Below are 10,951 nucleotides of genomic sequence, written 5' to 3'. Positions count from 1 at the left end.
ATTCAATTCCTTTTTTTCACCACAAGTGTCCAATCGACTTGATTGAAACGGATAGAATTTAACAGCTCATCCCCGCGTTCTTTGATAAATGTAGCACTTTTGGGGACATTGGAGAAATCGCCGACTTCAAAGATAAATATCCCCACCTCGCCATTTTGGAGTTCTGAATCGATAAGTTCTCCCAAACGGGTGATAAAATCGTTTTTGAGATGTCTGAGATCAAATCGTTTCATCTATCCACCTCCCCAAAAACGGCGTTAGAAGAGCCGATGATCGTAACGGCATCGGCAAGATAATGCCCGATAAGGAGGTCTTGGAGTGCGCCGATATGAAAAAAGCTTGGTGCTTTGATTTTGACACGATGGGGGTAGGGATTGCCCTCTGAATGGATAAAAAATCCTAATTCACCCTTGGGGGATTCTGTGGGGGCATAGACTTCGCCTTTGGGGGGTCTCATCCCTTGAGTAACCAAGACAAAATGTTGCATTAACGCATAGTTTTGCGTCATAATATCTTCTTTTGGCGAAGAAATATAGTCAGGGGCTTTTGCCATCAAGATGGTGTCAGTTTCTGGGTAGATTTTGATGAGTTGTTTTAAAATCTTGATGGATTCTCGGATTTCTTCCATATATAGGCGGTATCTGCCATAGCAATCCCCACTATCTGTGATAGGCACATCAAAATCAAGTTCGCCATAAAGCTCGTAAGGCTCTTCTTTGCGGATATCATAACAAATCCCTGTTGCCCGTAGCATTATCCCGCTCATTCCCCAGCTTTTTGCCATTGCAGGAGAAATGGTCCCGACATTTTCAAGGCGGGCTTTCCAGATACGATTGTTATCAAGCAACCCCTCAATGAGGGCAATCGTTTCGTAGGTTTCTTGGATGAATTTTTCAAGATGATCACACCAATTTGGGGGCAAATCTAGTGGCACTCCCCCGATACGCACGGCATTGTGCGTGAGTCTTGCCCCGCAATAATCTTCCATCAAATCCAAGGCGTATTCACGTGTTTTAAAACAATACAAAAACATCGAGAGCGCCCCAACATCCATTCCGTGAACCCCGATGAAAAAAATATGCGAAATGATACGATTGAGTTCTAAAAGCATTGTGCGGATGACTTGAGCACGACGGGGTATCTCAATACCCAAAAGCATCTCAACAGCGTGGGCAAATGCGTAGTTATTGCTTGTCGCAGCGGTATAATCGAGCCTGTCAGTTGTAGGCATAAATTCATTATAAATCATATTTTCTGCTAGCTTTTCAATACCCCGGTGCAAATAGCCAATATCGGGCGTAGCTTTGATGATTTTTTCGCCATCAAGTTCGAGAATCAATCGGAGTTGGCCGTGTGAAGATGGGTGCTGGGGACCGAAATTTACAATCATTTTGTCATTGTCTTGCTCAAAAATGATGTTTTCAAATTGGGGCTTTAATCGGGTGTAGGTTTGTGCCATCTTAACGCCTCTCTTTTAGTAATTTAGGGTTTTTGGGATGGAGATTTTTTACAAAGAGAGCTTTGTCTGATTTGGGCGAATCAGATTGGCTAGGCTGGGGATTTTCAAGATAGTTTGAGTTAGCACTAATGGGCGTGCCTTTTTCTTGCTCATAGCCAATTCTGGCAAAATTGAATGTGTCTTTTTCATCGATTCGTGCGCTATCTCGTTGCTCTGGTCCGATGATATTGCGGTATTCTTTGCCAAAAATCTTATCCACCTCATACCACGACGCACTTTCATCACCTTTGAGGGGGTAGGATTTTAGAAGTGGGTGTCCTACCCAGTCTTGGGGCATTAAAATACGATTGAGATGGGGGTGATTTTCAAAAATAATCCCAAACATATCATACGCTTCTCTCTCGCTCCAGAGCGCACATCGAAATAGCTCGCTTACTGAATCAATTGTCTCATTGGGAGATAAAAAACATTTGAGACGGATACGCCTTTTGTCGGCGTTATTTTCCCAATGGGAGTGGAGCTGGTAAAACATCTCAAAGCGATTATGTATCGCTAGCATATCGATCGCACTCATTTCGCTAAGGGTCTCATAGCCTAGTGATTTGAGTTTTTTGATGATGGGAACTAAATCGGATTTGTCAATCCAAAACACCCCTGTAGCTAGCTCAATATAGGCTTGCGAGATTTTGTGTTCATAAGATAGATGATTATAAATGACCTCATAGGCTGTGCCAAAAATCGCTAGTTTTTTGGTTTGTGCGGGTTGGTAAAATTTGTCGGTGTGATAGACTTTTTTTTGGATATCCAAGCTTGTTTTTTGTTGTCTTACCATCTATCATCCTTTATATGAGACGCTTGGGAGGTGTTTTGTTAAAAGCTTTTTGCTTGCGGATCTTTTTTTGCAACACCATCAGGGCGTATTGGAGTGTTTCAGGGCGTGGGGCGCAACCAGGCAAATAAATATCAACGGGGATAATCCTATCGACACCTTGCACGGTGGCATAGGTGTTAAACATCCCGCCTGTATTTGCACAGCTCCCCATCGAAATCACCCATTTGGGTTCGGGCATTTGATCATAAAGTCTGCGAGTAAATTCGGCGTGTTTTTTTGTTACGGTCCCAGCGATAATCATCACATCTGATTGCCTAGGAGAAGCACGGAATATCGTCCCAAAGCGATCAAAGTCAAATCGCGACCCCCCCGTTGCCATCATCTCAATCGCACAGCAAGCCAGCCCATAGGTCAGTGGCCATAAAGAATTGCTTCTCCCCCAGTTGAGGAGATTGTCAATAGTGGTAAGGGCGATGGGTAAGCCAGAGTTTTTGAGATAATTTACTTGATGTTGTGCCATGATAGGGCTCCTCGTTTCCAAGCATAGATAAAACCGATGGTCAAAAATGCGATGAAACTTAACATCTCTACAAAGCCAAAAACACCGAGTCTCTTGAAATCCACCGCCCAAGGGAACATAAAAATCACTTCGACATCAAACAAAATAAAAAGCATTGCGATGATATAGAAATGATGAGAAATCCTATTGGGTTGTTTGATAGGAAGTGGCCCGCATTCATAAGCGGCAAGTTTGAGTTTTTCATTTCTTTTGATGGCAAGTTTTCGGCTGATAAAACGTTGGATTCTTAATGTGGTATTGAATGCTAGGAAAGTAAAGATAAAGAGTATAAAGACACCAAAATAAGGGTGTTCTAACATTGGGTCGCTCATTGTTTATTCCTATAAGTTGATAAGTGTAATTCGTTGGTTTAATTGTATTCTTAAAATGGTTAAAAGTAGTCAAAAAAAAACGTATGCCTTAGAAAAAGTGAATTTTGTTACCATTCTAAACATTACAAAGTTATTTAAAATATTTAACTTTAATGCCAGTTTGCGAAATCTCGGCGACTTTAGAAAGATGTCCGATGAGGTATTTTATTCCTAAAAAATATCGCTTCATTATAACCGGCAATTTTAGCGATTTTGGCGCAATCTTCATACCCAAAACCGACGTGAGAAACGTCGTGAGCGTCGCTACCAAATGTGATGGGGATACCGATTTTTTTGGCGTATTTTAAAATCTCAAGACTAGGGTATTGCTCCTTGATGGGTTTTCTCAAGCCCGCTGCATTGATCTCAAGCACCATTTGAGCGTCCTTGATAGCTTGGAGTGTTTTTTGGAGATGGGGCGAGATGGTTTTGGTGGGCTTGTGGCCAAAAACTTTTAGCAAATCCAAATGCCCTACGATTTGAAAAAGCTTGCTTTTAGCCATTTCTTCGATGGCGTTGAGGTAATTTATCCAGCAAGCCTCTAAGTCTCTTTTGGCATATTCGCCCATAAATTCGGGGTTATCAAAACCCCAATCATCGAGGAAATGGACCGAACCAATCAGATAATCGCTTGGGCATTCTAAAACGCTTGCTTCGATCAAATCTCTTTTGCCATTGATAAAATCGACTTCAAGCCCTAAGAGAATCTCGATTTTATCTTTGTATTTTTCTTTTGCACAAGTGATCATTTCACAATATTTTCCCAAGTCTGCTAAACCCATCCGGTATTTTGGGTCAAAATCCATCGGGGCGTGGCAGGAGAAACCATAAATGTCAATGCCAAGTTCGATGGCTTTTTCTATGTAGGCACCAATCGAACCTGTGGCGTGGTTGCATAAAAAGGTGTGATTGTGTAGATCGATTCGCATTTTTATATGGACTTTTGTTTTTGGATTTGGGTCAAAAATTCTTCGAGGTTAAATTTTTTTCGATGATTTTCGGTAAAAATATGGATCATTATGTCGCCCAAATCAGCTATGAGCCAATCCTCGCTTTCTTCATCGGTGCTATAAAAGACCTCGCCTAATGGCTTGAGTTCCGTTTTTAGCATATCGAGCAAAGAATAGGAATGTTTGCCCGCTAATGATGTGGCAATCATCACGTAATCAACGATATAATCTCTGCCTCTTAGGTCGAATGTTTCGATGTCTTGTGCCTTTTTTTCATCAAGCAGACTTGCAATTTTTTGAATCCTGTTTTCAATGTGATTGGGTGTCAATGGAACTCCTTGTGTGGTTTTTGTGATTTGATAATACGATTGGATGACTTCGGTTTTGATTTTTTCGGGCAAGTCATCTGGAAACAAGCAAGTAGAGAGGTGTTTTCTTATCTGGCTTGAAGAAATCTCGTGTTTGATGCTTGGGAGTGCGATTTTTTGAAAATCTTGATTTTGCACCTCATAGCCTTCACGTTCGATGATGACAAATGTAACTAATTCTTTGAGTTCATCATAACGATGCCATTTGTGTAGGCTGGAGAGATTATCTGCGCCGATGATGAAAAATATTTTTTCTGGGTGGAATGTTTTTTTGACATCAAGCACGCTTTGAATGCTAGCAATGGGTTTTTTTTGGACAATCTCCATATCGCTGACTTCGACATTAGGGAAGTTTTTGCCTAGCTGTTTCATCCATTCGTAGCGTTCTTTGGCGCTAAACAAGCAGGGCTTTTTGAAAGGGTTTTGATAGGCGACAATCACGATGAGTTTGTCAATATGCAATGTTGCTAATATCGTCTGGATAATCTGAAAATGGGCAATGTGGGGGGGATCGAAACTTCCCCCATAGATGGCAATATTCATTGTTTATTTGTCTTTGTCAAAACTCAATGCTTTGGTAAGTTTGGAAAATTTCACACCTTTGAGTCCGCCGATCTCTAGGCTTAGTTTTTGGATTTCTAGTGGCGAGCCTTTGAGAATGATGGTTTCTAAGCAATTGCAATTATCGATATGCACGTGTGTGTTGCATAAAATGGCGGTTGTGCTATGGTGTTGGACATCAATCATTCTTTGGTTGAGCTCTCGTTGGTGGTGGTCATAGACAATGGTAAGCACAGCGATGGCAGAATCGAGGCTTTGATTTTCCCAGTTGTCTTCGACAAGCTTTTCACGAATCATATCTCTAACAAGCTCCGATCGGGAGGCATAGCCATTTTTGATGATACGATTATCGAGTTCATCAAGGAGATTTTGTTGCAAGGATACGGAAAATCTAATGATATTGTCTTGTTCTTTTGGGTGCATTTTTTGTGTCTTTTTATGATAAACTAAAATCAAACGCTAGATTCTATCAAAGTTTGTTTAAAAATCAAATTACAAGAATCTGCAACAAATTAAGATGATTTTAAAATATTCTAAAGGATAATTTTTATTATTTGTTAATATTGACAATTATTATTAAAGTGATACAATAGGACACTAAAAAAACGGGGAAATTCACAAAAATAAAGGAATGGTAATCGATGGAATTTCTTAAATTGCATATTGATCATATTATATTCGGCATTTTAGGATTGATGAGTTTTTTGGCTGTTTGGCTGACTATTGAACGGCTTTTGTTTTATTGGAAGGTTGATGTCAGTCGATACGAAGATTTTGACTTGCTTGATGTAGATTTGACCAAAAATCTCACAACGCTTTATATTATTTATTCCAATGCTCCTTATATCGGTCTTCTTGGGACCGTTATTGGGATTATGATTACATTCTATGATATGGGCTTGAGTGGGGGGATGGATGCCAAAACCATTATGATCGGGCTTTCTTTGGCTTTGAAAGCAACGGCGATGGGCTTGGTGGTGGCTATCCCGACGTTGATGGCTTATAATGCGTTATTGAGGAAAGCTGATGTGCTTGCAAATCGTTACAAGGCTTTGAAAAAATGAGAATCAAAAAAGGCGAGGGACTCAATATCGTTCCTTTTATTGATATTATGTTGGTGCTCTTAGCGATTGTTTTGAGTGTTTCGACGTTTATCGCACAGGGAAAAATCGCTATTGATTTGCCAGAAGCTGATTCGGCACAAAAACAAAATGACGACAAAAAGGTTACGATTGTCGTGGATGCGAACAATACCATCTATGTCGATGACAAGCCCAACACATTGGAAGAACTCAAAGATGTGATTGACAATACCGATCCAAAGACGCTTGTTGAGTTGAAAAGCGATAAAGATTCTAAGTTTGAGACATTTGTAAAGATTATTGATTTGCTCAAAGAGAAAAATCATGAAAATTTTGCGATTTCTACAAAAACAAATTGAATCCCCCAGTAGGACAGGTTTTATCATTGCTTTTTTCCTTTATGCCGGTTCGATTGGCTGGGCTTTTACTTCGTTTAAAAGCACCGAACTCAAACAAGATGGCCCCAGTGTGGTAACGATGAGTTTGGCAAGTATCGATACCTCAGCGATGCACAAAGCCCACTCGACTGCTGCCCCAAAGCCTAAACCTAAACCAAAGCCCAAGCCAAAACCAAAGCCGAACAAGAAAAATCCCAAACCTATCAAAAAAGAACCTGAAGTCAAGCCTCAAGAAGATGTTAAGCAGACTTCAAAGCAAGATGTTAAAGATGATGAGAAACAAGAGTCTTCCAACACGACTTCAGAGGGTGCTGAAGCCGAAGCTTTGGCGTATAATGAGGGGGTGAGTGATGAGTTTTTATCAAAAATCCAAATGGCTATCAACAAAAAGAACAAATACCCTAGGGTAGCCAGAATCAGAGGGCTTGAAGGGGAGGTTTTAATAGAGTTTATATTGAATGTTGATGGCACAATGCAAGGGCTCAAAATCATTCAGAGCACGGCGGGAGATATATTAAATAATAACGCTCTCAAGGCGGTTTTGAGCGCTTCTAAAGATTTTCCCTTACCTAAACAAAAAGTTCGTATCAAAATACCCATCGCCTATACATTGAAGTCTTGATATTAATGATGGCTTCTAAAATATAAAACTAAAAGGAAATAATATATGAAGATAAAAAGAAATATTTTAGTATTAGGGATAGGTTTTTTGCTATTTTTGCTATTTTTGTTTGAACTTTTTTCCGTTATGCGGGAGGCCCCTTGGGTGGTTGCATTTGATACATTTTGGATTGAAAATATCCGAGCAGACATAGACCCTGCTTGGGGAAATATTTTGGCATTTTTGACACATCTAGGTTCGATGGAATTTGTGGTTTTGATGACGCTTTTGATTGTGGCGATCTTGTTGTATAGGAAAAAATTTGTTTTGGGGCTGTGGTTTTTAGGAACGATTGGTCTCGGGGCGATTTTGCTAAAACTCCTAAAAAGCTCTGTGGCTCGAGTGCGTCCTGGTGCTGATGACTGGCTCATTAGCGCTTCTGGATTTAGCTACCCAAGCGGGCATTCTTTTGCTTCAAGTATTTTTTATGGTTTGCTTGGATTATGTTTTATTATGATCTCAAAAAACCTGCCACTTAGGGTATTTGTGGGGATTTTGTGTCTTTTGATTGTTTTATTGATGATGTATGCTCGGGTTTATTTGGGTGTGCATTTTCCTTCCGATGTTTTGGGAGGTTTTTTGTTGGGTAATTCTTTGGCTTTTCTTTCGGTCGGATTTTATTTTTTATTTTTTAAAAAAATCTAATCTATTTGAGTATTTATATCCATTTTTATTCATCATATAAATTTTTTTGTTGCATACATCTTAAATGGAATTTGGGTTTTATATCAAATCAATAGCTTTTAAAGCTATAAATATTTTAAATTTTATGTGATTTTGGATACAATCTAAGCTAAAAAGATTTTTATTTTAAGAAGGCTTGAATGAATTTTAATCAGGAATTGGCTGGGCTGGCTGTTTATGAGGCGGGCAAGCCTATTGAGCTTGTCGTGAGGGAATTTGGAATCCAGCCTTGTGATATTATCAAATTAGGCAGTAATGAAAATCCCTATGGGTGTTCGCCAAAAGTCAGCGTTGCTATCTCTGAAAACTCCAGATTAGCGAGTTTCTACCCTGATGATTCGATGATTGAACTCAAAGAAAAATTGGCTAAAAAATATGGTCTGGAACAAAATCAAGTCATCATCGGTTCGGGAAGTGATCAGATTATTGAGTTTTGCATTCGAGCCAAATGCACCAAAAACAGCAAGGTCTTGATGGCAAAAACCACCTTTGCGATGTATGAGATTTATGCCAAACAGGTTGGGGCGCATATCATCAAAACCCCCAGCCATAGCCACGAAATTTTAGAATTTAAACAAATGTATGCCCAGCATAAGCCTGATATGGTGTTTTTGTGTGTTCCAAACAACCCATTGGGAGAGTGCTTGGATAAAAGCGATGTGTTTGAATTCATCTCTCAAGCCGATCCGGATACGCTGGTTGTGATTGATGGGGCTTATCAAGAATTTGCCAAAGCCAAAGACAAGGCTAAAGCCATTGAACCCAAAGAAGTTTTGGAAAGATTTGATAATGTGATTTATCTGGGGACATTTTCAAAGGCTTATGGGCTTGGTGGGATGCGTGTGGGCTATGGGCTGGCATCACGTGAGATAATCGAGGCATTGCACAAGATTCGCCCGCCTTTTAATATCGGGGTTTTGAGCTTGTTAGCAGCTAAAAAGGCACTTGAAGATGAGGCATTTGTCCAAACCTATATCAAGCACAATTTTGAAGAAATGATCCGTTATGAAAGCTTTGCTAGAGCGAATCAGATTGTATTTATCCCCTCTTGGACGAATTTCATCACCTATATTTTAGATGATAAAAAAAGTAGCACAGAGGTAGCGCTTTGGCTTTTACAAAAAGGCGTGATTGTCAGGAATCTTGCTTCTTATGGGGTTAATGCGATCCGCATTACGATCGGCACTCCCCAACAAAATGATCGGGTGCTGGAATTATTCAGCGAGCTTCTGTGATAATTTAATGATGAAAATGCAAAAACAATATACAGACTTTTTAAATTGCTTGGGTCAAAGCAAATAACGTTTAGAGGATAACATTTGGACATCAAGGCGCTATTTCAACAGGTTGCGACACTTTTTGCTAAGTTCAACAAAAAACAAAAGATTGTCATCGCTTCTGCTGTTGTTTTGACTGTGGCATTTATTGTGCTTTTGTTGGTTTTCCCAACAGGGGACAAAAAATACGGCGATAAAGGCTATGGCGTTTTATTCGAGGGAATGAATCCGAGCGATAATGCGTTGGTTTTGCAGTATTTGCAACAAAATCAGATCCCTTACAAAGTCCCCAAGGATGATACGATTTTGATTCCCAAAGACAAGGTTTATGAAGAAAGGATCGCCCTAGCTTCTCAAGGCATCCCCAAAACCAGCAAAGTCGGTTTTGAGATTTTTGATGTCAAAGATTTTGGGGCGACAGATTTTGACCAAAATATCAAGTTTATTCGTGCGATAGAAGGTGAGCTTTCCCGAACGATTGAAAGTCTCAATCCCATTGAAAAAGCCACGGTGCATATTGCCATCCCCAAAGATAGCGTTTTTGTCAGTAGAGAAGTCCCCCCAACCGCTTCGGTAATGCTGAAAATCAAGCCAAATATGCGTTTGTTGCCTGCCCAGATTGTTGGGATCAAAAACCTTGTCGCCGCTTCGGTGAGCAAGCTTGTTCCCGAAAATGTCAAACTCGTGAATGAAGATGGCGAACCGCTCGGAGAAGGCGATGATTTTAGCACATCCAAAGAGCTTGCTGCTACCCAGCTCAAATACAAGCAAAATTTTGAAAATATCTTGGAGAACAAAATCATCAATATCCTTTCGCCTATCGTCGGGGGCAGTGATAAGGTTGTGGCACGGGTGAATGCTGATTTTGATTTTAGCCAGAAAAAAAGCACAAAAGAGACCTATGACCCCAACAATGTCGTGCGTAGCGAGCAAAATTTTGAAGAAAAGCGCGAGGGCGCTCAACCCAAACAAATCGGGGGTGTTCCCGGTGCTGTGAGCAATATAGGTCCTGTGCAAGGGCTTGAAGATGATAAGCTCAAAGAAAAATATGAAAAATCTCAAAATACTACCAATTATGAAGTTGGCAAAACGATTAGTGAGATCAAGGGTGAATTTGGGATTTTGGCGCGTTTGAGTGCAGCAGTCGTGGTCGATGGCAGATATAAAAAAGTTACTCAAGATGGTGAGGAAAGGATTGAATATACGCCTTTGAGCGAAGATGAAATGCAAAAAATCGATTCTTTGGTCAAGCAAGCTATTGGCTACAACCAAACCCGTGGCGATGATGTTACCGTGAGTAATTTTGAGTTTGATGCCAAAGCAGATAATTATGTGCCAATGAGCGCATTTGAAAAAGTCTCCTCAAATATCGAAAAATATTTAGGACCTTTTATGCCACTTTTGAAATATCTGCTGGTGGTGGTGGTGATATTTATTTTTTACAAAAAAGTCATCTCTCCATTTGCCGAGCGGATGCTTGAGATCCAAGAGAATGAAGAAGAAAAAGTCGAATCTTTGTTTGAAATCAATGATGAGGACGACAGCGATCTCAATAAGTTTAGCGAGATGAGAAAACGGGTAGAAGACCAGCTTGGTCTTAGCAGTAACTTTAGCGAAGATGAAGTAAAATATGATGTCTTACTGGAGAAAATCAAAAATAGCATTGAGGAAAAACCTGAAGAAATTGCTGCCTTGTTTAGGACATTGATTAAAGATGAGATAGGACCTGATGGTAGCAGGGTATAGGAG

Annotated in this window: 14 protein-coding genes; 6 read left to right on the top strand and 8 right to left on the bottom strand. The window is 40.1% G+C overall.

What is annotated here, in order from left to right:
- Window positions 1-2: 2 nt before the first annotated feature.
- The 8 genes from BJI48_RS03690 to nikR all read right to left on the bottom strand — a co-directional run bounded on the left by BJI48_RS03690 (window position 3) and on the right by nikR (window position 5,523).
- Entirely contained in the window at window positions 3-233 is a 231-nt protein-coding gene (locus tag BJI48_RS03690) for an NADH-ubiquinone oxidoreductase subunit E family protein (protein WP_095332040.1), read from the bottom strand.
- Window positions 230-1,459: an NADH dehydrogenase (quinone) subunit D gene (nuoD, locus tag BJI48_RS03685; RefSeq protein ID WP_095332038.1), complete on the bottom strand. Its 1,230-nt coding sequence runs from the start codon at window positions 1,457-1,459 to the stop codon at window positions 230-232. Before nuoD ends, BJI48_RS03690 begins: the two co-directional genes overlap by 4 nt.
- 1 nt (window position 1,460) lies before the next feature.
- Window positions 1,461-2,291 carry an NADH-quinone oxidoreductase subunit C gene (locus BJI48_RS03680; RefSeq protein ID WP_095332036.1) on the bottom strand — a complete coding sequence of 277 codons (831 nt, stop codon included), beginning with the start codon at window positions 2,289-2,291 and terminating at the stop codon, window positions 1,461-1,463.
- 10 nt (window positions 2,292-2,301) lie between these two features.
- A complete protein-coding gene (locus BJI48_RS03675; RefSeq protein WP_095332034.1) occupies window positions 2,302-2,811 on the bottom strand; it encodes an NADH-quinone oxidoreductase subunit B in 510 nt (169 codons plus the stop codon).
- On the bottom strand, window positions 2,793-3,182 hold the full coding sequence (locus BJI48_RS03670; protein WP_095332032.1) for an NAD(P)H-quinone oxidoreductase subunit 3: 390 nt from the start codon (window positions 3,180-3,182) through the stop codon (window positions 2,793-2,795). The genes BJI48_RS03675 and BJI48_RS03670 overlap by 19 nt, the downstream gene beginning before the upstream one ends.
- 179 nt (window positions 3,183-3,361) lie before the next feature.
- Entirely contained in the window at window positions 3,362-4,150 is a 789-nt protein-coding gene (locus BJI48_RS03665) for a histidinol-phosphatase (protein ID WP_095332030.1), read from the bottom strand.
- A gap of 2 nt (window positions 4,151-4,152) precedes the next feature.
- Window positions 4,153-5,082 (bottom strand): nicotinate (nicotinamide) nucleotide adenylyltransferase, encoded by a 930-nt coding sequence (nadD, locus tag BJI48_RS03660; RefSeq protein WP_095332028.1) that lies wholly within the window; start codon window positions 5,080-5,082, stop codon window positions 4,153-4,155.
- A gap of 3 nt (window positions 5,083-5,085) precedes the next feature.
- The gene (gene nikR / locus BJI48_RS03655) at window positions 5,086-5,523 is read right to left on the bottom strand and encodes a nickel-responsive transcriptional regulator NikR (protein ID WP_095332026.1); all 438 of its coding nucleotides are present in this window, start codon (window positions 5,521-5,523) and stop codon (window positions 5,086-5,088) included.
- Window positions 5,524-5,741: 218 nt separating this feature from the next.
- Here nikR and exbB point away from each other — a divergent pair, with 218 nt between their 5' ends.
- The 6 genes from exbB (at window position 5,742) to fliF (ending at window position 10,948) form a co-directional block, all read left to right on the top strand.
- Window positions 5,742-6,164 carry a TonB-system energizer ExbB gene (gene exbB, locus BJI48_RS03650; protein WP_095332024.1) on the top strand — a complete coding sequence of 141 codons (423 nt, stop codon included), beginning with the start codon at window positions 5,742-5,744 and terminating at the stop codon, window positions 6,162-6,164.
- Window positions 6,161-6,541 (top strand): TonB system transport protein ExbD, encoded by a 381-nt coding sequence (gene exbD / locus BJI48_RS03645; RefSeq protein ID WP_095332022.1) that lies wholly within the window; start codon window positions 6,161-6,163, stop codon window positions 6,539-6,541. The genes exbB and exbD overlap by 4 nt, the downstream gene beginning before the upstream one ends.
- Window positions 6,507-7,202, top strand: a complete 696-nt coding sequence (locus tag BJI48_RS03640; RefSeq protein ID WP_095332020.1) for an energy transducer TonB — start codon at window positions 6,507-6,509, stop codon at window positions 7,200-7,202. The genes exbD and BJI48_RS03640 overlap by 35 nt, the downstream gene beginning before the upstream one ends.
- Window positions 7,203-7,247: 45 nt before the next feature.
- Entirely contained in the window at window positions 7,248-7,886 is a 639-nt protein-coding gene (locus BJI48_RS03635; RefSeq protein ID WP_095332018.1) for a phosphatase PAP2 family protein, read from the top strand.
- A gap of 179 nt (window positions 7,887-8,065) precedes the next feature.
- Window positions 8,066-9,160 carry a histidinol-phosphate transaminase gene (hisC, locus tag BJI48_RS03630; RefSeq protein ID WP_095332016.1) on the top strand — a complete coding sequence of 365 codons (1,095 nt, stop codon included), beginning with the start codon at window positions 8,066-8,068 and terminating at the stop codon, window positions 9,158-9,160.
- An 84-nt stretch (window positions 9,161-9,244) separates the two neighbouring features.
- Window positions 9,245-10,948 (top strand): flagellar basal-body MS-ring/collar protein FliF, encoded by a 1,704-nt coding sequence (fliF, locus tag BJI48_RS03625; protein WP_095332014.1) that lies wholly within the window; start codon window positions 9,245-9,247, stop codon window positions 10,946-10,948.
- The last annotated feature ends 3 nt before the right edge of the window (window positions 10,949-10,951 follow it).

It is taken from the genome of Helicobacter sp. 11S02596-1 (assembly GCF_002272825.1).
Classification (GTDB): Bacteria; Campylobacterota; Campylobacteria; order Campylobacterales; family Helicobacteraceae; genus Helicobacter_J.
Note: the sequence above shows the minus strand (reverse complement) of the source record. Positions and strands in the feature narration are given on the sequence as shown.

Bases quoted from the DNA above. Each gene is read 5' to 3' on its own strand.
- BJI48_RS03690 (WP_095332040.1), bottom strand. From the start codon at position 233: ATGAAACGATTTGATCTCAGACATCTCAAAAACGATTTTATCACCCGT.
- nuoD (WP_095332038.1), bottom strand. From the start codon at position 1,459: ATGGCACAAACCTACACCCGATTAAAGCCCCAATTTGAAAACATCATT.
- BJI48_RS03680 (WP_095332036.1), bottom strand. From the start codon at position 2,291: ATGGTAAGACAACAAAAAACAAGCTTGGATATCCAAAAAAAAGTCTAT.
- BJI48_RS03675 (WP_095332034.1), bottom strand. From the start codon at position 2,811: ATGGCACAACATCAAGTAAATTATCTCAAAAACTCTGGCTTACCCATC.
- BJI48_RS03670 (WP_095332032.1), bottom strand. From the start codon at position 3,182: ATGAGCGACCCAATGTTAGAACACCCTTATTTTGGTGTCTTTATACTC.
- BJI48_RS03665 (WP_095332030.1), bottom strand. From the start codon at position 4,150: ATGCGAATCGATCTACACAATCACACCTTTTTATGCAACCACGCCACA.
- nadD (WP_095332028.1), bottom strand. From the start codon at position 5,082: ATGAATATTGCCATCTATGGGGGAAGTTTCGATCCCCCCCACATTGCC.
- nikR (WP_095332026.1), bottom strand. From the start codon at position 5,523: ATGCACCCAAAAGAACAAGACAATATCATTAGATTTTCCGTATCCTTG.
- exbB (WP_095332024.1), top strand. From the start codon at position 5,742: ATGGAATTTCTTAAATTGCATATTGATCATATTATATTCGGCATTTTA.
- exbD (WP_095332022.1), top strand. From the start codon at position 6,161: ATGAGAATCAAAAAAGGCGAGGGACTCAATATCGTTCCTTTTATTGAT.
- BJI48_RS03640 (WP_095332020.1), top strand. From the start codon at position 6,507: ATGAAAATTTTGCGATTTCTACAAAAACAAATTGAATCCCCCAGTAGG.
- BJI48_RS03635 (WP_095332018.1), top strand. From the start codon at position 7,248: ATGAAGATAAAAAGAAATATTTTAGTATTAGGGATAGGTTTTTTGCTA.
- hisC (WP_095332016.1), top strand. From the start codon at position 8,066: ATGAATTTTAATCAGGAATTGGCTGGGCTGGCTGTTTATGAGGCGGGC.